Annotated in this window: 21 protein-coding genes; 5 read left to right on the top strand and 16 right to left on the bottom strand. The window is 47.2% G+C overall.

Going from position 1 to position 25,076, the window contains the following annotated elements:
- Window positions 1-29: 29 nt before the first annotated feature.
- Entirely contained in the window at window positions 30-1,631 is a 1,602-nt protein-coding gene (locus VT06_RS05290) for an AbgT family transporter (RefSeq protein ID WP_046553236.1), read from the bottom strand.
- A 271-nt stretch (window positions 1,632-1,902) separates the two neighbouring features.
- Here VT06_RS05290 and VT06_RS05285 point away from each other — a divergent pair, with 271 nt between their 5' ends.
- Window positions 1,903-2,652, top strand: a complete 750-nt coding sequence (locus tag VT06_RS05285) for a 3-hydroxybutyrate dehydrogenase (protein WP_046553235.1) — start codon at window positions 1,903-1,905, stop codon at window positions 2,650-2,652.
- Between the two features lie 43 nt (window positions 2,653-2,695).
- Entirely contained in the window at window positions 2,696-6,181 is a 3,486-nt protein-coding gene (locus tag VT06_RS05280; protein WP_046553234.1) for a PAS domain-containing hybrid sensor histidine kinase/response regulator, read from the top strand.
- A 53-nt stretch (window positions 6,182-6,234) separates the two neighbouring features.
- On the opposite strand, the gene VT06_RS05275 is transcribed toward VT06_RS05280, so the two are convergent.
- Both VT06_RS05275 and VT06_RS05270 read right to left on the bottom strand, forming a co-directional pair.
- Window positions 6,235-6,888: a response regulator transcription factor gene (locus tag VT06_RS05275; RefSeq protein WP_046553233.1), complete on the bottom strand. Its 654-nt coding sequence runs from the start codon at window positions 6,886-6,888 to the stop codon at window positions 6,235-6,237.
- A gap of 72 nt (window positions 6,889-6,960) precedes the next feature.
- The gene (locus tag VT06_RS05270; RefSeq protein ID WP_046553232.1) at window positions 6,961-9,204 is read right to left on the bottom strand and encodes a TonB-dependent receptor; all 2,244 of its coding nucleotides are present in this window, start codon (window positions 9,202-9,204) and stop codon (window positions 6,961-6,963) included.
- Between the two features lie 154 nt (window positions 9,205-9,358).
- Between VT06_RS05270 and VT06_RS05265 the strand changes: the two genes are divergently transcribed.
- Both VT06_RS05265 and VT06_RS05260 read left to right on the top strand, forming a co-directional pair.
- Window positions 9,359-10,660 carry a GntP family permease gene (locus VT06_RS05265; RefSeq protein ID WP_046553362.1) on the top strand — a complete coding sequence of 434 codons (1,302 nt, stop codon included), beginning with the start codon at window positions 9,359-9,361 and terminating at the stop codon, window positions 10,658-10,660.
- Between the two features lie 10 nt (window positions 10,661-10,670).
- Entirely contained in the window at window positions 10,671-11,840 is a 1,170-nt protein-coding gene (locus tag VT06_RS05260; protein ID WP_046553231.1) for a homoserine O-acetyltransferase, read from the top strand.
- A 63-nt stretch (window positions 11,841-11,903) separates the two neighbouring features.
- Here the strand turns inward: VT06_RS05260 and VT06_RS05255 are convergent, their stop codons facing one another.
- From VT06_RS05255 to ilvC, 8 genes are all read right to left on the bottom strand, one after another.
- Window positions 11,904-12,941 (bottom strand): ABC transporter ATP-binding protein, encoded by a 1,038-nt coding sequence (locus tag VT06_RS05255; protein ID WP_046553230.1) that lies wholly within the window; start codon window positions 12,939-12,941, stop codon window positions 11,904-11,906.
- A gap of 2 nt (window positions 12,942-12,943) precedes the next feature.
- A complete protein-coding gene (locus tag VT06_RS05250) occupies window positions 12,944-14,578 on the bottom strand; it encodes an iron ABC transporter permease (protein ID WP_046553229.1) in 1,635 nt (544 codons plus the stop codon).
- A gap of 28 nt (window positions 14,579-14,606) precedes the next feature.
- Window positions 14,607-15,626 carry a Fe(3+) ABC transporter substrate-binding protein gene (locus tag VT06_RS05245; protein WP_046553228.1) on the bottom strand — a complete coding sequence of 340 codons (1,020 nt, stop codon included), beginning with the start codon at window positions 15,624-15,626 and terminating at the stop codon, window positions 14,607-14,609.
- Window positions 15,627-15,768: 142 nt separating this feature from the next.
- Window positions 15,769-16,578 (bottom strand): TlpA disulfide reductase family protein, encoded by an 810-nt coding sequence (locus VT06_RS05240; RefSeq protein WP_046553227.1) that lies wholly within the window; start codon window positions 16,576-16,578, stop codon window positions 15,769-15,771.
- Window positions 16,579-16,648: 70 nt separating this feature from the next.
- Window positions 16,649-17,332, bottom strand: coding sequence for a VIT family protein (locus VT06_RS05235; RefSeq protein ID WP_046553226.1), 684 nt, complete (start codon window positions 17,330-17,332; stop codon window positions 16,649-16,651).
- Window positions 17,333-17,378: 46 nt separating this feature from the next.
- Window positions 17,379-17,810, bottom strand: a complete 432-nt coding sequence (locus tag VT06_RS05230) for a methylglyoxal synthase (RefSeq protein WP_046553225.1) — start codon at window positions 17,808-17,810, stop codon at window positions 17,379-17,381.
- Window positions 17,811-17,931: 121 nt separating this feature from the next.
- Window positions 17,932-18,321 (bottom strand): hypothetical protein, encoded by a 390-nt coding sequence (locus VT06_RS05225; RefSeq protein WP_046553224.1) that lies wholly within the window; start codon window positions 18,319-18,321, stop codon window positions 17,932-17,934.
- A gap of 350 nt (window positions 18,322-18,671) precedes the next feature.
- Window positions 18,672-20,153, bottom strand: coding sequence for a ketol-acid reductoisomerase (gene ilvC, locus VT06_RS05220; protein ID WP_046553223.1), 1,482 nt, complete (start codon window positions 20,151-20,153; stop codon window positions 18,672-18,674).
- Window positions 20,154-20,329: 176 nt separating this feature from the next.
- Between ilvC and ilvY the strand changes: the two genes are divergently transcribed.
- A complete protein-coding gene (ilvY, locus tag VT06_RS05215) occupies window positions 20,330-21,214 on the top strand; it encodes an HTH-type transcriptional activator IlvY (protein ID WP_046553222.1) in 885 nt (294 codons plus the stop codon).
- Window positions 21,215-21,268: 54 nt separating this feature from the next.
- Here ilvY and VT06_RS05210 read toward each other — a convergent pair whose 3' ends face one another.
- The 5 genes from VT06_RS05210 to petA all read right to left on the bottom strand — a co-directional run bounded on the left by VT06_RS05210 (window position 21,269) and on the right by petA (window position 25,005).
- Window positions 21,269-21,688, bottom strand: coding sequence for a ClpXP protease specificity-enhancing factor (locus VT06_RS05210; RefSeq protein WP_082122448.1), 420 nt, complete (start codon window positions 21,686-21,688; stop codon window positions 21,269-21,271).
- Window positions 21,688-22,326 carry a stringent starvation protein SspA gene (gene sspA, locus VT06_RS05205; RefSeq protein WP_046553221.1) on the bottom strand — a complete coding sequence of 213 codons (639 nt, stop codon included), beginning with the start codon at window positions 22,324-22,326 and terminating at the stop codon, window positions 21,688-21,690. Before sspA ends, VT06_RS05210 begins: the two co-directional genes overlap by 1 nt.
- 77 nt (window positions 22,327-22,403) lie before the next feature.
- Window positions 22,404-23,141 carry a cytochrome c1 gene (locus tag VT06_RS05200; protein ID WP_082122447.1) on the bottom strand — a complete coding sequence of 246 codons (738 nt, stop codon included), beginning with the start codon at window positions 23,139-23,141 and terminating at the stop codon, window positions 22,404-22,406.
- Entirely contained in the window at window positions 23,141-24,415 is a 1,275-nt protein-coding gene (locus VT06_RS05195; protein ID WP_046553220.1) for a cytochrome bc complex cytochrome b subunit, read from the bottom strand. Before VT06_RS05195 ends, VT06_RS05200 begins: the two co-directional genes overlap by 1 nt.
- Window positions 24,415-25,005 (bottom strand): ubiquinol-cytochrome c reductase iron-sulfur subunit, encoded by a 591-nt coding sequence (petA, locus tag VT06_RS05190; RefSeq protein ID WP_046553219.1) that lies wholly within the window; start codon window positions 25,003-25,005, stop codon window positions 24,415-24,417. The genes VT06_RS05195 and petA overlap by 1 nt, the downstream gene beginning before the upstream one ends.
- Window positions 25,006-25,076 lie beyond the last annotated feature (71 nt).

Raw genomic sequence — 25,076 nt, 5'->3', positions numbered from 1 at the left:
GTACCAGCGGTTTTTTATCATCTCGATGTTTAACCCGCAGTAAACTGATAATAAGTAGGTGAGCCTGGCCCTACCGGTAAGTTAAACACAAATACCCAAAGGTAAAACAACAACGACCAGCCCACAAAAAATACCATTGAATAGGGCAGCATAGTAGCAATAAGGGTACCCAGACCTAAATCTTTTTTATAGCGGGCCGCCACGGCGAGGATCAGACCAAAATAACTCATCATGGGCGTAATAATGTTCGTTACAGAGTCGCCAATACGGTAAGCCGCCTGAATCACCTCTGGCGAATAACCAATGATCATCAGCATTGGAACAAAAATGGGGGCGGTAATGGCCCATTGCGCCGAAGCAGAACCCAGCATCAGGTTTACGAAACCGCACATGGCGATAAAAAACAAAAACAACAAGGGCCCGGTTAAGCCAAGCTCTTGCAGAAAAGTAGCACCTTTGACCGCAAAAATAGAGCCTAAATTAGACCAGCCGAAAAAGGCGACAAACTGCGCTGCAAAAAACACCAACACAATATACAAGCCCATAGCACCAATGCTTTTTGACATGGCGTTAATAACATCGCGATCGGTTTGCATGGTACCGACAATTTTACCGTAAACAAAACCAGGTATGGCGAAGGTAACAAAGATAAACACCACAATGCCTTTTAAGAACGGCGAGTCGGGCACGCCACCCGTTTCTGGATTACGTAAAATGCCCCATTCCGGAACAATACTTAACGCCAGTAGAACCGCCAGTGCTAAAAATGCCAAACCAGCGCCCAATAAACCACGCTTTTCCCGCAAAGATAGTTTTTCTAACTGCTGCTCATCTAAATCAATAGCGGCTTCACTTTTATCATACTTACCCAATTTAGGTTCAACAATTTTTTCGGTGACAATGGCGCCCAAGGTGGCAATAACAAAGGTGCTGGCAATCATAAAATACCAGTTTGCTTCAGGGCCTACTGTGTAGTTTGGATCTATCAGATTTGCAGCTGAGGTGGTAAAGCCTGCCAGCAAGGGGTCAACCGTACCAATAAATAAATTGGCACTATAACCGCCCGATACACCAGCAAACGCTGCCGCTAACCCAGCCAGTGGATGGCGGCCAAGCGAATGAAAAATAACGGCGGCCATTGGTATTAACACCACATACCCCAGCTCTGACGCGGTGTTAGAAATAATACCAGCAAACACAATCGTCACGGTAACCATCCGTTTGGATGCACCCATTACCAAGCCGCGCATCGCGGCTGAAATTAAACCTGAATGCTCGGCAATACTCACCCCGAGTAGAGCCACCAACACCACACCCAGCGGCGGAAAATTAGTAAAGTTAGTTACCAGATTAGCAATTATCCGCTGTAAACCGTCTACACTAAACAAGCTGACCACCCGAATAATGCCATCAGCGGAGCGCCCGGCCGCCCCCGCCGGACGCGGGTCAAGCGCACTAAAATCAAAATAAGCGGCCACGCCACTACCTACCACCACCAGCAGCGCAAACAGCGCGAACAAGGTCACCGGGTGTGGCAGTAAATTGCCCAACCACTCTACCGTATCAAGAAATCGAGTAAACCAGCCACGTTTAGGGGCTGCCGGGGTAGGTGTTCTACCAGCATTTGTCATAAATGAATTCCTTTTGGTCAAAGCGCAGATGATGTTATCACCTGAAATTCTTCAAGCTAACCTGAACCACAAGCGGCCGTTAGCTGACTTTTCTTTATTTTTATCGGGCAAATTTACCACAGGATAGGCTTGTAGCAAAGCAAGAGGCTAAGGTGTAGGTGACAGCCAGTTAAAAAGGTGGCTTCTATTACGGCTTCTAACACTAAAGTACCGTTGCTGCCCGTTGCGTAGCGGCCTAGCATAAGCTATTAACATTTTCAGGAGTATTGCTATGCGTGCAGTAATTACCGGTGGTACCGGCGGTATTGGTTTTGCCATCGCCAGCCATTTTGGCCAGGCCGGTTACCAGGTGGTATTAGCCGATTTAAATGAAAGCCTGCTACAACAAAAAGCGGCTGCGCTTTGCAGTCAGGGCATTATTGCCGATTACTGCGTGTTGGATGTCACTAATCAGCAGGCTATTGAAGCCTGCGCCAAGCGCTTTCCGGCTGATATCCTGGTTAATAACGCCGGTATTCAGCATGTCGCACGGTTAGAAGACTTTCCGCCAGAAAAATGGGCGCTGCTGATTAGCGTCATGCTCACCGGACCAGCCATGTTAACCCGCGCCATGTTACCTCACATGCGCAGTAACAACTTTGGCCGGATAATAAATATTGGCTCTATTCATGCGGTCATTGCTTCGCCGTTTAAATCTGCCTATGTTGCTGCTAAACATGGTTTGTTAGGGTTAAGCAAAGTAGTGGCATTGGAAAACGCTGATAAAAACATCACCATTAATACCATTTGCCCGGCTTATGTAAAAACACCATTGGTAGAGCAGCAAATTGCAGCTCAAGCTAAAGAACACAACCTGACCGAACAACAGGTTATTGAGCAAATAATGCTGGCACCCATGCCACAAAAAGCCTTTATTGATGTCAGTGAAATTGCCGAAATGGCCGCTTTTTTATGTCAGGATGCTGCCAGACACATGACAGCGCAGACCCTGATTTTAGATGGTGGCTGGACAGCCCGCTAGCACTAAGCCGGTATCTGAGGCACAATCGGCTAACGAGTACTGAATGACCTCACCACAACAAATGATCGAAAATGGCAGCGGCATTGGTTTAACCACTATAGCCGCCATATCACTGGTATATTTGCTGATTTTATTCAGTGTTGGTCGTTTTGGTCGGCGCATTACTGCTCGCCACCCGTTGGCGCCTTGGGTATTTAGCTTTGCCTTATCTATTTATTGTACGTCCTGGGCCTTTTATGGCGTAACCGCCCAGGCAGCTGTTAATGGCTGGTGGATCCCACCGACCTATATTGGCTCTTTTATTTTATTCTGGTTTGGCTTCAAACTTATTGCCCGCATCGCCATTGCTTGCCGACGTTACCGTATTACCTCAATTGCCGACTTTATTGCTACCCGCTTTGGCCATTCCCGCTCATTGGCTGTGCTGATAACACTTATTCTGATCATGGCGGTTATTCCTTATATTGCACTGCAACTTCACGCCGTATCTACCAGCATTAACACCCTGGTAAAAGCCGAAGTTGGCCTGCACTGGTATACCGATACCGGCTTTTATGTCAGCCTGTGGATGGCGGTATTTGCGCTGTTATTTGTGAGTAAAAGTGCTAGGGCGCACCAACCCAACCCAGGCCTGATGACCGCCATTGCCTTTGAATCGTTAGTTAAACTACTGGCATTACTGGCAATTGGCTGTTTTGTTGTGTTTGGCATGTTTGACGGCTTTGCCAGTATTTTTGACAGCGCGGCAGTTAATCCGGCCATTGCAACCTTGCGCCAACAAGCACTGCCCATGCATGCTTACTGGTTGCATGCGCTACTGGGCTTTTTTGCTACTCTCTGCCTGCCACGCCAGTTTCACGTTAGCTTTGTTGAAAACCAGAAGTTAAGCCACCTGCGCAGTGCCCGCTGGATTTTCCCGCTATACCTGCTGCTTATGAGTATTTTCACCTTGCCGCTGGCGCTGGCTGGCGTGATGTTACTGGGTAACGACGTTAATATCGACGTGGTGGTATTACAACTGCCATTGGCAGCAAACCGCACCGACATTGCTTTGCTGGCCTATTTGGGCGGCTTTTCTGCCGCTACCAGTATGGTGGTGGTGGCGACCGTGGTGCTGGGTATTATGATCACCAACGAATTACTGGCACCCTTACTTTACCGCAGCAGTCAGCTGCAGCCCGAACATCAAAATAGAGTCAAAGTAGCCACCTTGCGCCGCTCTGCCATGTTAATTGTCATGGCATTGGGCTTTGTGTATTACCGTTTTATTGGTACCGAAACCGGCTTAGCACAACTAGGGTTAATGGCCTTTGCCTTGGTTGCACAACTGTCACCCGCACTTATTCTGGGTTTATTTTCACGCAAAGTTAACCGTCAGGGCGCCATCGCCGGCGTGCTTAGCGGCGCGTTGGTGTGGGCCTATATACTGTTACTACCGGAAATAAGTCGCGCCGGATTAATGGGTTCAAGCTGGTTAAGTAACGGGCCATTCGGCTTACAATGGTTAGCACCACAACAATTATTTGGCTGGCAAGCCGACCCACTGAGCTTAGGGGTATTATTGAGCTTGTCAGTAAACTGTCTGATGGTAGTTACTATTAGCCGTTTTAGTAATACCCGGGTTAGTGAATGGCTGGAGAGCGGCCGTTTTTTGCGGGCGCAGCTGAGCAGTGATAATCGACGCCGCTTGCAATTAAGCGTGCAAGATTGCTATTTGCTGGTAAAGCGCTTTGCCGGAGAAAAGGAAGCGCGGCGGTTGTTGCAGCGGAATCTGAAAAATCCCAGCCCATTACAAAACCAATTGGCACCGGTAAATTTGGTGCAGGCAGCCGAGCGCAGCTTAGCAGCCGTGGTTGGCGGCGCCTCAATGCGCTTAATTATGGATGCGGCCGGTCGGCATGCCCAGTTACCCATGGAAACCGTTGAGCGGTTTGTTGACGAAGCCAGCCAGGTATTTCAGTTTAACCAAGCATTGCTGCTCTCTACCATAGACAACATTAGTCAGGGCATTAGTGTAGTAGATGCCGACTTACGTTTAATTGCCTGGAATCAACGTTACATTGATATGTTTAGTTATCCAGCCGGCATGGTTGAGGTGGGTAAGCCGGTGGCTGACGTTATTCGTTTTAACTTAAACCGTGGCTTAATTGACAGCGAAAATATAGAAGCTGAAGTAAGCAAACGACTGAGCTTTTTACGCCAGGGCAGCAGTTATAAATTTCAGCGCCAACAACAAGATGGCCGCGTACTGGAAATGCAGGGTAATCCGTTACCCGGCGGTGGCTTTGTTACTACCTACACCGACGTTAGCTCTTTTATTGCCGTACAAACCCAACTTGAGCAAAGTAATACCTTACTGGAACAACGGGTGGGCGAGCGCACGTCTGAGTTACAACTGCTAAACCAGCAATTGCAACACACCCAGCATCAACTTGAAAGTAACACAGCGGCCAAAACCCGCTTTTTTGCTGCCGCCAGCCACGATTTAATGCAGCCGTTTAATGCCGCTGCGCTGTTTGCCGGCTTACTGCGGCAAAAAAGCACTACACCGGAATTACAAGAACTTAGTGCCAACTTAACTAACTCACTTAATTCAGCAGAGGAACTGTTAACCGCTATTTTGGATTTAACCAAGCTTGATTCTGGGGTAATTAAAGCGTACCCACAAACAGTAGCAGTAAGCCAGTTGCTGGATGATATTGGCCGTGATGCGGCGGCACTAGCTGCTGAGAAAGGCCTAAAGTTTAGCATGCACCCCAGCATACTAAGTGTTACCACCGACCGTAAATTAGTAAAACGGGTTATTCAAAATTTACTGGCCAATGCCGTACGCTATACTAACACCGGCAAGGTAGTGGTCGGCGTGAAACGGGCGGGTCAGCAGTTACTAATAAAAGTGTATGATAGCGGAGTGGGTATTGCCAAAGCAGACTTGCAGCGCATTTTTGAAGAATTTCAGCAAGGCAGTCAGCCAGATCAAAAAGGGCTGGGCCTTGGCCTTGCTATCGCGCATCGTATTAGTGCTATTTTAGGCCATACACTCAGCGTGCAGTCTGAGCCAGGTAAAGGCAGTTGCTTTTGTCTTAGTTTACCGCTGGCCGCTACACCGGCTATTTCGCTAGAAACCGTGGCCGTCATTAGCGACATTAGCGCCAGTTTTGCTGGCAAAAAAATCTTATTATTAGATAACGAAACGCATTTACTTAGTGCGGTAAAGGCATTATTGACCAGTTGGCGGTGCCAGGTTACTGCGGTAAGTCAGCCTAGCGCTGCTCTGGCAGCCATACGTGAGGGTTTTAAACCCGACTTGTGTCTGTTTGACTATCATCTAGATAATGCCGCAACCGGGGTAGCCGTGGCCCAACAGCTGGCCAGCCACTTTGCCATAAATGTGCCGGTAATTATTCACTCGGCTGATCATGACCAACATATTCGCGAGCTGGCACTTAATAGTGGTTTTTACTTTCTGCTGAAGCCGCTAAAGCCAGCTGCGTTAAAGCGGCTGTTTCAGCGCTTATTACGCAGCTAAGTATTCTGTAACGGGGCTGGCGAGATTGTTTAAGCGCGAATTGCGACAATAGGCTAACCGGTATAGCTCTCTGGCAGGCGCAGCTTTTCAAACATAATGCCGGCCAGTGTGCGGTTGTTGACGTTTAATTTGCGTAAAATAGCCGAGACATGTTGCTTAATAGTGGTTTCCTGCACATTCATCTCGTAAGCAATTTGCTTATTAAGCAGGCCGTCGGCAATCATTTTTAACACCCGAAATTGCTGCGGGGTAAGCTGCTCTAAACGCTGAGCAAAGTCATTGTCGATTAGCGGCTTAGCATTTTTAACGTCTTCAACTAAATCAGGTGGTAACCAGGTATCACCGTTTAGCACGGCGCTAATGGCGTCAGACAACAACTCCAGCGGCACAGATTTTGGAATATAGGCGGCAGCACCTAAGGCCAGCGCTTGTTTAATAATAACCGGATCTTCTTCGGCCGACACCATAATAATCGGCACATCAGGGTATTCGGTGCGCAAAGCACTAAGGCCGGTAAAGCCGTCAGCGCCTGGCATTTTCAAGTCGAGGAAAATAAAATTCGTATCGGGATGCTGGCGCAGTAATGGCCAGACTTGTTGCATCGTTTGAGCTTGCAGCAATAAGGCGTCGCTACCTAGAATAGCGGAAGAAGCCTGAGCTAAGGCAACCCTGAACAAGGGGTGATCATCGGCGATGATGGCTATCATAAGGTTTACTTCTGAGCACGTTGGCTCACTATAATGAACCGGGGCTTACGCCCCGGCAAGGTTTTTAACGTATTAGAAGCGGTAACCAACAGACAAGCTTACCGTACGTGGGTCCATATAATAACCCGTAATAGTTTGCTCACGCGCTAACAAGGCAAAGTTATAACCGGCAATACGCGCCTGCTTATCACCTAAGTTTTTACCCTGTAACGACACATCCCAGTAACCATCTTTTGAATACCAGTTCACACCAGCATTTATTAAAGTATAGCCACCATAATCTAGTACTGAAGGTACTTCAAAAATTTGCGTCGCACCGCGATAAGCTACGTTAGCATTAAACACTAAGTCACCAAAATCGGTTACTACCGTATAACGGCTGGCTAGTGTTGCGGTTAACTCTGGGGTATTAGCAAATCCCCAGACGTCAGATACGTCAACCACAGATTGCGATACCGGGTCAAAGAATTCGACTTTGTTAAACGACGCATCTAAGTAACCGACAATCGCACTGATTTCAAGATCACGCGTTGCCGCAAATAATGCCTCAAGTTCAGCACCATTAATATCGGCGCTAGCCGCGTTTAATACTTGAGAAGCAACGTTATTACCTACTGCGCGTTGCACCGTAACTTGCATATCATCGTAAGAAGAATGGAACACTGCCGCATTCACACGTAAACGCTGCTCTAACCATTCACTCTTGATACCAAACTCATAAGTGTCAACAGTTTCTTCCTGGTACGGGTCGGTAGCATTAGGGTTAACAATTTCAACCGCACGCATATCAAAACCACCCGACTTAAAGCCATCGGTATAACTAACGTAGTACATTAAGTCACGACTGTACTGATATTCTGCACCAACTCGTGGTGAAAAATGGCTAAAACTTTCACTGCCGCTAAAATCGGTTTGTACTTGTAATAACGTCCCCGGAGCAGCGATATCGCGTGGTCCTTTATAGCCTAAGTACAGATTGCGATACATTGTCGCATCTTTATCATCTTTGGTATAACGGCCGCCCGCGGTTAACGATAGTTTGTCAGTTAATTTATAAGTACCTTGTGCATAAGCAGCGATACTATCGGTATCAACACAACCCCCGTTTTCAAGTGTTACACCCGCACCGGCAACAATGACAGTACCGAAGGCACCGCACGCTTCACCCGTGTAGTAATATACACCCGACGCCATTTTAAATTTATCGCCGTTAAATAATAATTGTAGCTCTTGTGAGGTTTGTTCATCCTCATAAAAAGCCGGCACATCTAATGACTGTAAAGGGGTAGAATCAAAGTCGATATTAGTATCAGTAACGCCTTTCCGTCTAGCGGTAACAGATTTAACGGTCCAGTTATCATCCACATCCCAGGTTAGGGTTAACGATTGGCCTTCAGTATCCACTTTGTTATCTGCTGGCATACTGGTGTACGAGTCATACACGCTGTCTGTTAATGGCTGAGTGGGAACTAATAAACTTGGCGTTAAGCGAAAGCCACCTTTTGAATTAGACTTATCGGTGGTTTTGTCGGCATTTAATCTCACGGTAAAATTCTCTGCGGCATTCCACTGCACGCTAACACGGCCAGATTGAACATCTTTATCGTAGTTTTCAGCGCCGGTGTTTAAATAGGTACCAAAACCGTCACGGTTAAAGCTGGCAATGGCACCACTAACGAATAAGGTGTCTGTTAAGCCTACCTGGCCTGATAACTTAACATCTTGCTGGTTTTCAGTACCAATAGTACCGCGAACAGCAAAGGCAGTATCGCCAGTGAGTTCTTTAGTTACGTATTTAACCGCACCACCGATAGTGTTACGGCCATACAACGTACCTTGAGGGCCACGTAACACTTCTATACGTTCAACATCATATACATCTAATGCTGCACCTTGTGGCCGCGCCATGTACACATCATCAATGTATATACCTACGCCTGGCTCAAAACCCCACAACGGATCTTGCTGGCCAATACCACGAATATAGGCTGTGAGCGTACTGTTGGTACCGCGAGAAATTTGTAAGGTGGTGTTGGGTGAATATTGCTGTACAGCAATTAAGTTATCCATACCACGTTGTTGTAATTCGTCACTGCCTAAAGACGTTACCGCTACCGGTACTGTCTGTAAGTTTTCTACCGTGCGCCGGGCGGTAACTTCAATCCGCTCCAGCTTTAACTCGGTTTCGGCTGGCTCAGCCTGCTGCGCCATCGCTGGTGCGGCTAAACAACTGCTAATAGCCAGGGCGATAAGGCTAGGTTTAAGGACAGAGCGGGTAAAATTGTGTTGTTCATCATTATTATAATTATTGGCCATCTTTGGCTCTCCTGCTGATTGATTGCAAAATGTGGTATTAACCAGTGTTGTTACTTTAGGCCTAAACGCAGAACTTTTAACCTGTACCTTAGTACTATGGTGGCAATCGCCAAGCTGTATCAGACTAGCTAAAAATGATAACAAGGATTTGCTGATGTTAAGTATCTTTGGCTTACTACTGGGTTTAAGCCTGTTGATTGTGTTTACGATGCGTGGCTTTAATCTATTTATAACGGCGCCACTTTGTGCGTTATTAGTAGCCGCAACCAACGGCATTCCATTTTGGCAAGTCGCTGATAAAATTGATTTTGTTCATGGCTATATGAATGGCTTCGCTGGCTTTGTTGCCGCCTGGTTTTTAATGTTTTTGCTAGGGTCTATCTTTGGAAAATTGATGGAACATACCGGCGCAGCAGATGCGGTAGCGCTGGCGATTGTAAAACGCCTTGGCCATACCCGGGCGGTACTGGCCATCGTAATGGCCTGTGCCGTATTAACCTATGGCGGTGTTAGTTTATTTGTGGTGGCGTTTTCGGCCTACCCGATGGCAGTAAGCTTATTTAAAGGGGCTAATTTGCCGCGTCGCTTTATACCGGCAGCACTAGCGCTTGGTTCAGTTACCTTTACCATGACATCAGCAGGCTCACCGGAAATTCAAAACTGGATCCCAATAGCTTATCTTGGTACCACACCTTATGCCGGCTGGCAGGTAAGCATTGTGGTGGCGTTGTTTATGGCGGTTGGTGGTTATTTCAGCCTGATGTGGATGATTAAAAACGCCGTGAAAAACGGTGAGCAGTTTGTTCAGCGCAGCACCGACCCCGTGGTAAGCGACAGACCACTACCGCATTGGGTAACAGGCTTAATACCGCTAATAGTGGTACTAGTTACCTCATTTTTACTGCACGACAGTTTGCAGCAAGCAGCGTTAATTATTGCCCTGGCTGGTGGGGTGGTCAGTTTATACTTGCTTAATTTTCGCTTTCTGGCTAACCCGGCTTTGGCCACTAACGAAGGCGTACTGGGTGCGTTGTTAGCTATTGGCAACACCGCTGCCGTGGTTGGTTTTGGCAGTGTTGCCAAGCTGACACCGGCATTTAGCAGCGTGGTAGAGTACATGACCCACTTACCCGGCCCTGAGCTCGTCGGCGCAGCTGTTGCCGTGAGCGCCATTGCCGGCCTAACGGGCTCTGCTTCAGGTGGCCAGGCTATTGCATTGCCCGAAATTGCGCCTACCTACTTAGACCGTGGCGTCGATGCTGAACAATTGCATCGGGTAGTGGCTATTTCATCAGGCGCACTCGACTCCCTGCCGCATAATGGCTACGTAGTAACGACTATCCGTGCTATTTGTGGTGAAACTCACCAGAACGCGTACTGGCCGATGGCGGTGGTAAGCGTGTTAATGCCACTATTAGGCGTGGTATTAGCCATAGTGCTGTTTCAGTGGTTTTAAGGAGCATTAGATGAAATTGTTAAAGACGTTACTACTACTGGGTATATTGTTGATTGGCAGCAATAGCCAGGCCATGCTGGTGACTAAACACGCCTTTGAAATACCGCACTTTAAAACAGAGAATGGCGCCGTAATTAGCCCGGTTAAAGTAGGTTGGGAAGCCTATGGCAGCCTGAATGCCGATAAATCGAATGTTATTCTGGTTACCCATTTTTTCTCTGGCAGCTCGCACGCTGCTGGTAAATACCATGAGAGCGATGTGGCACCAGGCTACTGGGACGCGATTATTGGCCCGGGCAAAGCAATTGATACCAATACCTACTATGTGATTAGTGTCGACACCCTGGTGAATGCCAATGTGTTTGACCCCAATGTCATTACTACCGGCCCGGCTACCATAAACCCGGCTACTGGCAAGCAGTATGGCTTAACCTTTCCGGTTGTCACTATTGGCGATTTTATTGAAGTACAAAAAGCACTGCTTGATAGTTTAGGCATTGGTAAACTGCATGCGGTTATCGGCGGCTCTATGGGCTCTTTCCAAGCCATTGAATGGGCTACGCGGTATCCAGAACGGGTAGCCCGGTTAATTCCGGTAATTGGTTCAGCTTATATCGATGCCTGGGCTGCCGTGCGTTTAGAGCGCTGGGCTTACCCGATTAAACAAGACCCAGCCTGGCGTGGTGGAGATTACTATCAATATGGCCAGCCAGAACACGGTTTAACCACGGCACTGGCTTATATTATTCAGGACGCTGTTTATCCTACCGGTTTTAATATGCGCTACCCGGCCCCGGAAACCGATAAAGCACCGCATCGCGATATTCTGGCCAGCTTTTCTGCCTGGGAGCAATTAATGGCGCACGCGAAACTTCGGGCCACAATGCAAGACGCTAACCATATTTTATACTTAGTGCGCGCCTCGCAACTGTATCGTGCTGGTATGGGGGATAACTGGCAACACGCCTTAAGCAAGGTACAGGCTAAAACCTTATTTTTACCTGCTAGTGGCGATCAGTTGCTGTTACCAGAAATGGCTAAAGCCAGTGCCGAAGCCCTGCGTGCCGCCGGCAAAACGGTAGAGTATGCAGAAATACCGGGCATATGGGGCCACTTAGATGGTGTGGTAGGTATAAATGCCGTGGCCGAGAACATTCGGTCGTTCTTAGCGACCGAATAACAACAAAGCTAATAGTAGTTCCTGGATGGGATGCCGCTGACACAGGGTGTCCCATTTTTATTACTAAATACGCGGAAACATCACCAGATGGTCTAAATCGAGCCGGATGCCAATTTGCTCACCAATGGCATGATTATGATGGCTTAAGGCTAAACAATATACCTGTTCGCCACCGCTAAGTGCCAACGTATACAGAATATGCGAGCCCCGGAATGACTTTTCCACTACACGGGCGGTAATACCACTGGCATCATCATGTACAATATCATCAGGCCGGATCAGTACATCTACCTTATCGCCACTACTGGCATTTTGTAAATAACGCTGGTTAAAAATGCCCAAACAAGTTTGCACCTGTCTGGCATCGAGCATGTCACCCGGTAGCAGCACGCCACGGCCAACAAAGTCTGCTACGAAACGACTAGCGGGTTTATGATAGAGCTCATACGGCGTAGCCCATTGTTGTAACTTACCATGCTGCATTACCCCAACCATATCGGCCATGGTAAAGGCTTCAAATTGATCATGCGTTACCATTACTGCCGTAATTTTAAGTTGTTGTAAAATATGTCTTATGTCGCGGGCCAGTGCTTCGCGTAGTTCAGCATCCAGACTAGAAAACGGTTCATCTAACAGTAATACCTTAGGTTCTGGTGCCAGTGCCCGGGCCAGCGCCACACGTTGTTGCTGGCCACCCGATAACTGATGCGGGTAACGCTCGGCTAAATCAGGTAAACCCACTAATTGCAGCAGTTGTTTTACCTTGCTTTGCTTTTGTTGATGACTTTGACCTTGCAAACCGAAACTGATGTTAGCGGCCACCGATAAATGCGGAAATAAAGCAAAATCCTGAAACACCATGCCCACCCGGCGTTGCTCAGTCGCCAGCTGGATTTGCTGGTTACTGACCACCTGCTGCTGCAGGCTAATACTGCCACTGGCCGCCGGTTCAAAGCCGGCAATAGCCCGCAGCAAAGTGGTTTTACCACAGCCAGAGGGGCCAACCAAGCAACCTATCTGGCCCTCAGCCAAAGCAAAGCTCACATCTTTAACTACCACATGTGGGCCATAGGCTACTGCCAGCTTATCCAGAACTAACATGCTTAAGATCCTCTGCTGGCATCCAGCGTGCGCGATAACAAAATAACCGGAATAATACTGACACAAACAATAGCCAGTGCTGGCAATGCCGCATCGGCCAGTCGCTCATCTGAAGCAAGCTCATAGGTGCGCACGGCCAGGGTATTAAAATTAAACGGTCGTAAAATCAAGGTTGCTGGCAATTCTTTTAAAACGTCAACAAACACTAACATTAATGCCGTTAACACACTGCCACGCAGCAGCGGAACATGCACTTGACGTAACACTTGTAGCGGGCTGGCACCCAGTGAACGGGCGGCATTATCCATACTGGGCTTTATCCGCTGAAGGCCGGCTTCAACGCTGTGTAATGACACAGCCAAAAACCGCACGCTATAAGCCAGTAACAGCGCAAATAAGGTACCGGATAACAATAAGCCCGTGCGTACATCAAACCATTGCTCTGCCAGCAAGTCGATATTTCTATCTACCCAAGCCAGCGGTATCATTACGCCAATGGCAATGACCGTACCCGGAATAGCATAACCCAGTGCAGCTAGCCGCACCGGCAAACGCACTAGTGGGTCGCGTCTTAACCGGCTGGCATAGCCAAATAGCAGTGCTAACATAACCGACAACACCGCCGCTAGCGCCGCCAGGCTAAAACTGTTCCAGATTAAGCGGATAAAATCTGCCGACAGTAATACCGCCCAGTTTGGCAAGGCCCAGCTAGCCAGCTGAGTAGCCGGAATAATAAAGCCCAGTAATACCGGCAACAGGCACAGCAGCGCTACCAGCAACTGACGTAATGGCGATAAAAGACGTAGCGGACTATATTGCTGACGCTGGCCTTGAAAAAAATAGCGAATTTTTCGTCTCGACCACTGCTCTAGCACTAGCAGTACCAACACAAAAGTACTTAGCAGCGCTGCCAGCTGCGCGGCACCACCCTGGCTGCCCATACCAAACCAGGTGCGAAAAATACCGGTTGTAAAGGTGGCAATACCAAAATATTGTACGGTACCGTAATCAGCAAAGGCTTCCATCATGGCCAGTGCCGCACCGGTAAGTAATGCCGGGCGGGCCAGTGGTAAAGCCACTTTCCAGAAGTGCTGCCGCGGGCTAAACCCCAGGGTTCGGCTGGCTTCGAGCATACTGACCGATTGCTCACGAAACGCACTGCGCGCCAGCATGTAAACATAAGGATATAACACCAGCGATAACATCAGAATGGCACCGGTTAACGAGCGGATTTCCGGAAACCAATAATCGCCATACTCCCAACCAAAATAGCGGCGTAAAGCTTGTTGTAATGGCCCAGCGAAATCAAGCATGCCGGTATAGGTATAAGCAATAATATAAGCGGGCATAGCCAGTGGCAGTAATAATAACCACTGCAACAGACGGCGACCGTAAAATTGATATTGGCTTACCAGCCAGGCGCTACCGGTACCAATAAGTAATGCGCCTACGCCAGTGCCAAACGCCAGTAGCAGCGAGTTAGTAATATAATCCGCCAGTACCGTTTGTCGCAGGTGACGCCAAACTTCAATGTCGGGGCTGAGCACACTGGCAAAAACCACTATTACCGGCATGGCTAACAGCAATGCCGGTATTAGTACTGACCAGCGCCAGATATCTGCTTTAATTGGCGACATACCACCTCTTGCTGGCCCGGTTTAGCAATTAACGCCAACCAGCCCTGTCCATTACTCGGATCGCTTCGCCGTTTAGCTCACCCAGTTTTTCCAGATTTAGCTGGTCGGCTTTAAACTCGCCAAAATTTTGTAACAGGGCACTGGACTTAACACCTGCCAATATCGGGTATTCATGATTAACCTGCGCATACCAGCTCTGGGCCTCTTCAGTTACCATATACTCAAGCAAACGTACCGCATTGGCTTTATTAGGCGCATAGGCCGCAACACCGGCGCCTGAAATATTCACATGCACACCATTACCGGCTTGCTCAGGCCAAAATACCTTTACTTTTTCAGCCGTGGCACGTTGCTCTGGCTCAGAGAGCATGCCACCTAAATAATAGGTATTAGCAATGGCAATGTCACACACGCCATTGGCAGCCGCACTAATTTGATCGCGATCACCACCTTGTGGTGGCCGGGCAAAATTGGCTACCAGCCCTTTTACCCATTGTTCAGTAGCAGCAACGCCTTGATGGGCAATTAGCCCGGCGACCATCGACTGGTTATAAATATTGTCCGATGAACGCACACAAATTCTACCGCGCCATTTAGGATCGGTTAGCGCCGCATAGCTGGACAACTCATCCGGGTTAACTTTGCCGGGCACGTACATAATGGGCCGGGCACGCATAGTTAACCCATACCACTGGCCTGCAGGATCGCGCAGTTCTGCCGCAATAGCACTGGTTAACACATCAGATTGAATAGGTTGTAATACGCCCCGCACCTTAGCCCGATATAAACGGCCAACATCGGTGCTAATCAGCAAATCTGCCGGGCTATTACGGCCCTCGCTTGCCAGTCGGCTAATCAGTTCATCTGGCTTTCCGGTAATAAGGTTCACTTTAATACCGGTGTCACGGCTAAAATTATCCAGCAGCGGCTTAATCAGCTCTTCCTGGCGGGCAGAATAAATATTAACTTCGTTAGCAAATACTGATGTAGTGCTGACCAAGGCACTGGCCAGCGCAGAAATAATTAATAGGGTGGGTTTAATACGCATAAAAGCCTACTCCAATGTCAGGGTTTTCTGTTGAGAACGCTGTAAAGCCGCTATATAAACATAAACACGAATTATTCTCAATACGTTTCATGTGATATTTTTTCGCTTGTTCTCATGTGCTAAACCCATGCTATCAGCCTATTTATTGCTGACCGGTCAATTGCTGTAAACTTTGCGCCAGGCTAGCCGCTGAAAGCTCACCCATATGGCTTTGTAACAACTGGCCTTCAGCACTAAAATAGAGGGTCATAGGTAAACCGTAGGCCCCCAAATCAGTGGCTAACTGCCCTTGGCGATCCAATAATAAATGCTGAAACTGCAAACCTGCTTGCTGCAAATAATAGTGTACCGTTTCAGGATGCTCGCGTTGATTTAGCAGCACAAAACGCACTTCGGGGTATTGCTGCTCGGCGTGCTGCAGTACCGGCATTTCGCGCCGACACGGCGCGCACCAGGTCGCCCACAAATTTACTACCGTTAACTGCCCCCGGCCTAATTCCGCCAGATTAACACTGTCGCCATTTAACTGTTGCAACGTAAGATCTGGTAACACAGCCTGCTGGCGGCCCAGATAAATAACCGAACTAAAGGCCCCAAATAACATTGCTACTGTCAATACTCCGGCCAACAATGCCTGGCGCTGCTGGCGACGGCGCCATAATAACCAGATTAAGATCGTCAGCGCCGCCAATACGGTGGCTACCAGGTCAAAGCCGCGGTCTCTAATATCCAGCATCTGCCAGACATTTTGGTAATTGTCAGCAAAACGGGCAACAAACACCAGCCGGCCAATAAGCAAACTGCCGAGCAAAATGGTTAACAGTGGATCAGTAACCGATACCTGATATTTACGGCCAACCAAGGCGGCTACCAACAAACCCAGCAACACACTTATTAGCAACAACATGGGGCTAAGCGGCAAGGCCAACGGGCCAACAACAACTGCAGTCATAGTTATTCCAACATCTGAAAAGGCGCCATTATGCAATAGATAGCGCTAACATTGCTATTAACACAGCATATTAAGTGACTACGCCAAATAAGCTGCCAATTAATGCGGTAAGCGCCATGGCGCCAGCGCCCCAACAACTAACCCGCATTGCCGCGCGCAGCATAGGCGCCCCGCCTGCTTTCGCTGCCAGCGCACCAAGTAACGCCAACCCGACTAAAGACCCTGCCGCCATCGCCAGCATAAGCTGCGATGAAAACATCATTACCAGTAACAATGGCCAGGCGGCACCTAAGGTAAAAGCCAATGCCGAAGAAAACGCCGCCTGTATTGGCCGCGCGCTAACGGTGCTTGATATACCCAGCTCGTCACGGGCATGCGCTGCCAGAGCATCATGGGCCATTAACTGCCGGGCAACTTCCATTGCCAACACCGGTTCAATGCCGCGCTTAGTATAAATAGCGGCCAATTCGGTTCGTTCCTGTGCTGGTTGCTCCGCTAATTCCATAGCTTCTAGTTTTAAATCTGCAGTTTCGGTATCTGCTTGTGAGCTTACCGATACGTATTCACCAGCTGCCATCGACATAGCACCAGCCACTAAAGCCGCCACGCCAGCGACTAATATAGCTTGCTGACTGCTACCGGCAGCGGCCACCCCCAAGATCAGGCTGGCGGTAGACACTATGCCATCATTCGCCCCTAATACAGCCGCTCTAAGCCAGCCAACGCGATGAGATTTATGGGTTTTCGGATACATTAATTTTATCCTTGCCAGCAAAAAAGTTTAACTACACCTGCGTCAGTTACGGTGTGCTAAGGCGTTTGTTATGTGCCGAAAAATCTGGCACCTCGCGCTGATAATTTTGCTGATATAAACTGGAGTGAATAATAAAGTCGGCGGTGGCGCGGTTACAGGCCACCGGAATATTCCAGACCACCGCTAAGCGGATCAAGGCTTTAACATCGGGATCATGCGGCTGCGACGATAACGGATCCCAGAAAAAAATGAGCCAATCTATTTTTTGCTCAGCAATTAACGCCCCAATTTGCTGATCTCCGCCTAAAGGGCCGCTCGCCATACATTGCACCGGTTGTTGCAAGGTTTCCGCCACAAGCTGGCCGGTAGTTCCGGTTGCAAATAGGGTTTTATCAGCAAAAAATGCTTTATGTTTACCAATCCAGTCTAGCAAGGTGTCTTTTTTGCCATCATGGGCCACCAGGGCAATGTTTTTCATAGGCTATCTCGCGGTTACTATAATACTGACCTTACACGCAAAAAAAAGCCCCGACAAGCGGGGCAAGATACACATGAAATTCTTATATGAATATTACTAACCTCTGTATCAAAAAAAGTAGTCAGTCCTTTTTACACGTCAATACAGCTGTACAATCATTATCAGAACCGCAAGTTGAAGATTGGCGACAACTCATACCGTTGTCTTGGGTATATTCGGTTTCGAGGAAATTTATTAAACTTATGTTAAAATTTTCGCCATTGTTGTGCGACAGTTCAAAAAAAGCCATATCTTCACTAACGGTGCCAGTGCCGGGTATTTCATTACAAATATTTCCTGAAGAAACACACACCTTCGTACTACCATTGGTTTTATTCACTATATAAAAAACTATTGGCTGAATACCAACCTGTGGTATATCTACCTGAACTTGCTGAGTATTTGCCGTATTTGCTGTCACGCCATATGAACTAAAAAGCATAATCGCTGCAAAAATTATGGATTTAAACATTGAAATTTCTTATTCATTAATTTTGCCGGTGTCAGATTTTATTTTGTTACCTTTATATGCTACTTTTGTAACTTATACAATACACAAGTCACTGTAACTAGCGTCCCTCGTCAGGTTAACGTCAAATGTATTTATTTTGTTAGCATTTATGCACTAAATGCTTTTTATCAAAATTTTTCGTAGCCGTTTAATTGATAACTAAAAAATTTAATTATGATTGCCGCAAAAAAAAGCCCCGACAAGCGGGGCAAAACAACCAAGGTCCACGTATAACATCGTTATTGGTCTGGCACTAAACAGGCTTTACTCTGTGTTTAGCTGCCATTAACCACATTATTCTTGCAGTAGGCTTAATGTGCCGCTTCAATTCGTTGCATGGCGGTCATATAACCACGTAATTTTTTACCAATTACTTCTACCGGGTGCTGCCGAATCGCCTCATTTACCGCAATAAGTTTCAGGTTATCAACCCCGGTTTGGCTATGGCTCAGGCCCTTGCCAATATACTCGCTGCTTAAACGGTTTACCTTGTCGCGTAGCAGCGGCACGGCGGCATGAGCAAATAAATAGTTACCATATTCCGCGGTATCAGAAATAACCACATTCATTTCATATAAACGCTTACGGGCAATGGTATTGGCAATTAAGGGCGTTTCATGCAGCGACTCATAGTACGCCGATTCGGCAATAATACCGGCGTCAACCATGGTTTCAAACGCCAGCTCTACGCCGGCTTTTACCATGGCTATTAATAAGATGCCACGGTCGAAGTAGTCTTGCTCAGTAATTTTCTCAGCCGACACCGGCGCTTGCTCAAAGCCACTGTCACGGGTTTGTTCGCGCCAGCGCAGCAGGTTTTTATCATCATTAGCCCAGTCAGCCATCATGGTTCGGGAAAACTCACCACTAATAATATCGTCCATATGTTTTTCAAATAACGGCCGTAACATCACTTTTAGCTCATCCGCTAAGTCGTAAGCTTTTATTTTGGCCGGGTTACTTAGCCGGTCCATCATGTTGGTAATACCACCGTGCTTTAATGCTTCGGTAACCGTTTCCCAACCGAATTGTATTAACGTAGCGGCATAGCCAGCATCAGTGCCCTCGGCCACCAGCTTATCAAACGCCAGCACAGCACCGGTTTGTAACATGCCACACAAGATGGTTTGCTCACCCATTAAATCTGATTTTACTTCAGCAATAAAAGATGACTGCAATACCCCGGCTCTATCACCACCGGTGGCTGACGCATAAGCTTTTGCCACCGCTAAGCCTTGATCTTTTGGGTCGTTCTCCGGGTGCACGGCAATTAACGTCGGCACGCCAAAACCACGCTTATATTCATGCCGTACCTCGGTACCCGGACATTTTGGTGCCACCATCACTACGGTAATATCAGGCCGGATTTGCTTACCTTCTTCCACAATATTAAAACCGTGCGAGTAAGCCAAGGTAGCACCTTGTTTCATTAATGGCATTATTGCATCAACTACGCTGCTATGCTGTTTATCCGGGGTCAGGTTTAACACTAAATCGGCTTGTGGAATTAATTGCTGGTAGGTGCCAACGGTAAAGCCATTGCTGCTGGCTTTTTCAAACGACGCACGCTGTTCGCTAATAGCCTCTTTACGCAGTGCATAGCTAATGTTTAAGCCAGAATCGCGCATATTTAAGCCTTGGTTTAAGCCCTGAGCACCACAACCAACAATAACAATATTCCAGTCTTTAATAAAACTGCAGCCATCGTTAAATTCCGCTTTATCCATAAAACGACATTGGCCCAATTGCTGTAATTGCTGACGTAAACTTAAGGTATTAAAATAATTACTCATACACTGTCTCAATCTTCAGTTTGGCGGATAAGCCTGGCTTATCTTATGCGGCATCTCGTTGTCTGGAACGTAAATGCGCGTTAATGAAACCATATTAGCCACTGCATCTTGTTGCGGGAAGTGATATATTTAAAATTCTGTATTTCACTATATGCAATACAAAATTATGGTAAATCATGGATATTCGTAGTACTCAATTATTTTTGCACTTAGCCTCTAGCTTAAATTTTGCAAAAACCAGCGAGCAAATGTACGTAAGCCCGTCTACGCTGACCCGGGTGATCCAACGGTTGGAAGCCGAACTGGGTAGCATGTTATTTACCCGGGACAAACGTTCCGTACACCTCACCACGGCCGGTGTGCGGGTGCAGCGCTTTGCCCGATTGTGGCTGGATGAATGGCATCAGTTACAGCTGGATTTGCAGTTGGCCAGCGCCGAGCTTAGTGGTGAAATCCGCTTGTTTTGTACTGTTACTGCTAGTTACAGTCACTTACCCACTATGCTGGATAAGTTTCGACTACAGTGCCCGAAAGCTGACATTACCTTAACCACTGGCGATGCCGCTATGGCCTTTGAAAAGATTAAAGCGGGTGAGGTAGATATTGCGTTGGCGGCTTATCCGGAACAGTTACCCACTACCATGATATTTCAGCGGATTGCTCAGCTACCTGTCTGGCTAATTGCACCGATTATTCCCTGTAAGGTAAATGACTTATTAGCCGCAACCGCGATAAACTGGAATGAAATACCACTGGTGCAGTCAGATCATGGCCCTGCGCGCTCACGCACCGACCAATGGCTCGCCGCCAGTAATATAACCCCGCAAGTAGCGGTTAAAGTAGATGGCCACGAAGCTATTGTCTCGATGGTGGCGTTGGGTAGTGGCGTAGCCGTGGTACCAGAACCCGTTATACAGCATAGCCCGGTGCGTGACCGGGTGCGTATTCTGGATATCGGTTATCAGTTCCAGCCGTTTGAGTTAGGTGTATGCATGTTAAGCCGAAAATTAGAACAACCGTTACTTAAAGCGTTTTGGCAACTTGCCGCAGCAAAAAAATAAAGCTGCCAATGGCAGCTTTAGTAATACTCAACTTCATTTTTATATTTGTAAGCGTTACTTAACGACTTTGAGGTGGCTGCCTTTTTTAGGCTTCGTTGGCTCAGGGGGAGCATCATGCTCAAAAGGTTCGTCGAATAACTCGGCATCTTCCTCTTCTTCTTCTAGCGTAAACACCGTACCGGCGCCATTTTCTTTAGCATAAATAGCTAACACCGCCTTTACCGGAATATACAAGGCAAACGGCTGGCCACCAAAACGGGCATTAAAGGTAATAGTATCATTACCTAACAGCATATTGCTCACTGCAGATGGCAACACATTTAATACAATTTGGCCATTCTGCACAAATTGTTGTGGCACCTTAACCTGAGGATAGCTCGCATCTACCACCAAATACGGTGTAAAGTCGTTATCAACTATCCATTCGTAGAACGCCCGCAATAAATAAGGACGGTTTGGTGACATTGCCGCCATTACAAGCGCATCCCACGCCGAATGTCCCGCTCAACTTCGGTTAATGAAGCCTGAAAGGCGTCACGTTCGAAAATGCGTGCCATATAGTTTTTCAGTTCTTTACTGCCAGGGCCTTGAAACTCGATACCCAGAGTAGGCAAACGCCACATTAATGCCGCCATATAGCAGTCGACTAAGCCGAACTCTTCACTCATAAAATACGGCGTTTCATTAAATAATGGCGCCAGTGATTGCAACCCTTCTTTTAATTCCTGACGCGCATTATCAGCATCATCAGCGTGGTTAAGTACTTTTTCAGCCAGGCTGTACCAATCATTTTTAATGCGATACATCATTAGCCTGGCCTGCCCACGGGCCACAGGATACACCGGCATTAACGGCGGATGAGGAAAACGTTCATCCAGATATTCCATGATAATGTCGGCTTGATATAAAGCCAGTTCACGGTCAAGTAAGGTCGGTAAGCTGCCGTAAGGGTTAACTTCGTACAAGTCTTCTGGCAGATTATCCTGAGCTACCTGAAGGATATCAACAGTTACGCCCTTTTCAGCCAGGACAATGCGTACCTGGTGACTGTACATATCGTCTATAGCTGTGAATAATGTCATCACAGGGCGCTTATTGGCAATGATCGCCATTTATTCCTCCGGTAAAATAAAAAACAGCAAAGGGGCGCTAAGGCCCCTGGTATCTCAATACTAGTTAAATCAACTAATTAGTGAACATCTTTCCAATACTCTTTCTTCAACAAGTAAGCCAGCACAAAGAAGATCAACAAAAATATCATTACTTTGTAACCCAAAGCATGTGCTTCAAGTTTGGTTGGCTCACCAACATATTCCAGATAGTTTACCAGATCGGCAATGGCCGCATCATATTCATCTGTGCTTAACTCACCAGTACCATCGGTTTGAATACCGACATACACTTCTTTCGGCTGACCATCAACTAAACGGGTTTCGTATGTTCTGCTTGGCACACCCTGCAACTCTTGCAGCACATGCGGCATACCTACCATTGGAAACACCTTGTTGTTGACACCAAAAGGCCGGGTATCGTCAGTGTAAAAGGTTCGCAAATAAGTATACAACCAGTCTGGTCCCCGTACCCGGGCCACATTGGTTAAATCAGGCGGCGTAGCACCAAACCACGTTTCACCATCTTTCGCCGACATACTATTGGTTATATGATCACCTACCTTTTCACCGGTAAACATCAAATGTTCCATACCCAGCTCTTGCGGAATATCCAGATCAGCAAAGGTTCTGGAATAACGCTGGTATTGCATTTGATGACAGCCCAAACAGTAATTTTGAAAAAGCCTGGCACCGTTTTGTAACGATACCTTATCAGTTAAATCAATAGGTGCTTTATCTAATGGTATAGAGGGGCCTGCGGCCATTGCCAGGGATGAGGCTAATAATGCAACTGCAGACAATAACGTTTTCATCATTAGGTAACCCTCTCTGGTAATGGCTTGGTTTTTTCGTTTTTACTGTAGAAAAATAATAACGCGAAGAAACCAAAATAAGTAAACGAGAAAATCTGCGCTAATAATGTATACAAGCCGGTAGCAGGCAATACGCCCAGCACACCCAATGCCACAAAGCTGACACAAAACATAATCAGGTTAATGCGGTGCAACCCACAACGATAGCGCACAGAACGAACCTTACCTCTGTCTAGCCACGGTAATAACGCTAAGGCGATAATTGCCGCAAACATGGCTACCGCACCCATAAAAGGATGTGGAACGGCGCGTAAAATGGCATAGAAAGGCGTGAAATACCAAACGGGTGCAATGTGATCCGGGGTTTTCAATGGGTTAGCTGGCTCAAAGTTTGGTGGCTCTAGGAAATAACCGCCACCCTCTGGCAAGAAGAAAATAACCCAGGCAAAAATAAGCAAGAAACCGGCTAAACCAACCAAGTCTTTTACTGTGTAATAAGGATGGAAAGGTATGGCATCAACAATAATTTTCTTACCACCACGGGTAAAGTACTGATGAAAGGTAAATTTCTTATCGGCTTCGGTTAGCTCAACAGTGCCGTCATTATCCTTTTTAATATCAATACCATCTGGGTTATTCGAACCCACTTCGTGCAGTGCCATAATGTGTAAAAACACCAAGATAACCAGCACTAATGGCAGCGCAATAACATGCAGCGCAAAAAACCGGTTTAAAGTGGCGCCGGAAATAACATAGTCACCGCGGATCCACAGGGTTAAATCTTCACCGATAAACGGAATGGTTCCGAATATACCAATGATAACCTGCGCACCCCAGAACGACATTTGGCCCCATGGCAGCAAGTAACCCATAAAGGCTTCAGCCATCAGCACTAAGAAGATAAGCATGCCAAAAACCCATAATAACTCACGAGGCTTTTGGTAAGAGCCATACATCATGCCGCGCAGCATATGTAAATACACCACAACGAAGAAAGCCGAGGCGCCGGTAGAATGCATATAGCGCAGTAACCAGCCGTAATCTACGTCGCGCATAATATATTCAACAGAAGCAAATGCCCCTTCTGCCGATGGTTCGTAGTTCATGGTTAACCAAACACCGGTAATAATTTGGTTTACCAGCACTACCATGGCGAGTGAACCAAAAAAATACCAGAAGTTAAAGTTTTTTGGTGCTGGATACTGAATTACATGAAGATTCATCTTATCCATAAAGGGTAAGCGATATTCAATCCAGCTCATCAGGTTTTTAAACATCAGACAACCCCTTCATCTTCACCTATCACTATGGTGTTATCGTCGATAAACATATGTGGAGGCACTACTAAATTGGTTTGAGCCGGCAGGCTTTGAAATACTCGACCTGCCATATCAAATTTAGAACCGTGACAAGGACAGAAAAAACCCGAAATAATACCTTCAACTTGCTCGGTAAAATCGTTTGGCAGATAAGACGGCGAACAACCAAGGTGAGTACAAATACCTACGGCAATAAAAATTTCAGGTTTAATTGAACGGTGCCGGTTTTGGGCATAAGCAGGTTGTTGTGGCACATCAGAATTAGGATCGCGTAGGTTTACTTCTGTTTGTTCCAACTGCTGCAAGGTTTCAGCAGTGCGTTTAACTACCCACACTGGTTTTCCCCGCCATTCTACTCTGATTAATTGCCCTGGTTCGAGTTTGCTTATATCTGCAGTAACTGCAGCGCCGGCTTGTTTAGCCCGCTCACTCGGATTCCAGGATGCAATAAAGGGTACAGCCACTCCAATAGCACCCACGCCTCCCACTACTGAGGTAGCAATGGTAAGGAAGCGGCGGCGACCATTATCTATAGGCGCATTGCTCATCCACTCATCTCCACATTAACGCTTAATTGAAAATAAATTTAAGCGGCTGAATTCCAGCAATTATTACAAGT

Origin of the sequence: Arsukibacterium sp. MJ3 (assembly GCF_000987765.1) — a bacterium.
GTDB lineage: Bacteria > Pseudomonadota > Gammaproteobacteria > Enterobacterales > Alteromonadaceae > Alishewanella.
This window is presented reverse-complemented; position numbering and strand designations above follow the sequence as displayed.

Bases quoted from the DNA above. Each gene is read 5' to 3' on its own strand.
- VT06_RS05235 (WP_046553226.1), bottom strand. From the start codon at position 17,332: ATGTATCCGAAAACCCATAAATCTCATCGCGTTGGCTGGCTTAGAGCG.
- ilvY (WP_046553222.1), top strand. From the start codon at position 20,330: ATGGATATTCGTAGTACTCAATTATTTTTGCACTTAGCCTCTAGCTTA.
- VT06_RS05270 (WP_046553232.1), bottom strand. From the start codon at position 9,204: ATGGCCAATAATTATAATAATGATGAACAACACAATTTTACCCGCTCT.
- VT06_RS05275 (WP_046553233.1), bottom strand. From the start codon at position 6,888: ATGATAGCCATCATCGCCGATGATCACCCCTTGTTCAGGGTTGCCTTA.
- VT06_RS05265 (WP_046553362.1), top strand. From the start codon at position 9,359: ATGTTAAGTATCTTTGGCTTACTACTGGGTTTAAGCCTGTTGATTGTG.
- petA (WP_046553219.1), bottom strand. From the start codon at position 25,005: ATGAGCAATGCGCCTATAGATAATGGTCGCCGCCGCTTCCTTACCATT.
- VT06_RS05200 (WP_082122447.1), bottom strand. From the start codon at position 23,141: ATGATGAAAACGTTATTGTCTGCAGTTGCATTATTAGCCTCATCCCTG.
- VT06_RS05225 (WP_046553224.1), bottom strand. From the start codon at position 18,321: ATGTTTAAATCCATAATTTTTGCAGCGATTATGCTTTTTAGTTCATAT.
- VT06_RS05255 (WP_046553230.1), bottom strand. From the start codon at position 12,941: ATGTTAGTTCTGGATAAGCTGGCAGTAGCCTATGGCCCACATGTGGTA.
- VT06_RS05260 (WP_046553231.1), top strand. From the start codon at position 10,671: ATGAAATTGTTAAAGACGTTACTACTACTGGGTATATTGTTGATTGGC.
- ilvC (WP_046553223.1), bottom strand. From the start codon at position 20,153: ATGAGTAATTATTTTAATACCTTAAGTTTACGTCAGCAATTACAGCAA.
- VT06_RS05250 (WP_046553229.1), bottom strand. From the start codon at position 14,578: ATGTCGCCAATTAAAGCAGATATCTGGCGCTGGTCAGTACTAATACCG.
- VT06_RS05210 (WP_082122448.1), bottom strand. From the start codon at position 21,688: ATGGCGGCAATGTCACCAAACCGTCCTTATTTATTGCGGGCGTTCTAC.
- VT06_RS05280 (WP_046553234.1), top strand. From the start codon at position 2,696: ATGACCTCACCACAACAAATGATCGAAAATGGCAGCGGCATTGGTTTA.
- VT06_RS05240 (WP_046553227.1), bottom strand. From the start codon at position 16,578: ATGACTGCAGTTGTTGTTGGCCCGTTGGCCTTGCCGCTTAGCCCCATG.
- VT06_RS05245 (WP_046553228.1), bottom strand. From the start codon at position 15,626: ATGCGTATTAAACCCACCCTATTAATTATTTCTGCGCTGGCCAGTGCC.
- VT06_RS05285 (WP_046553235.1), top strand. From the start codon at position 1,903: ATGCGTGCAGTAATTACCGGTGGTACCGGCGGTATTGGTTTTGCCATC.
- sspA (WP_046553221.1), bottom strand. From the start codon at position 22,326: ATGGCGATCATTGCCAATAAGCGCCCTGTGATGACATTATTCACAGCT.
- VT06_RS05290 (WP_046553236.1), bottom strand. From the start codon at position 1,631: ATGACAAATGCTGGTAGAACACCTACCCCGGCAGCCCCTAAACGTGGC.
- VT06_RS05230 (WP_046553225.1), bottom strand. From the start codon at position 17,810: ATGAAAAACATTGCCCTGGTGGCCCATGATGGCAAAAAAGACACCTTG.
- VT06_RS05195 (WP_046553220.1), bottom strand. From the start codon at position 24,415: ATGTTTAAAAACCTGATGAGCTGGATTGAATATCGCTTACCCTTTATG.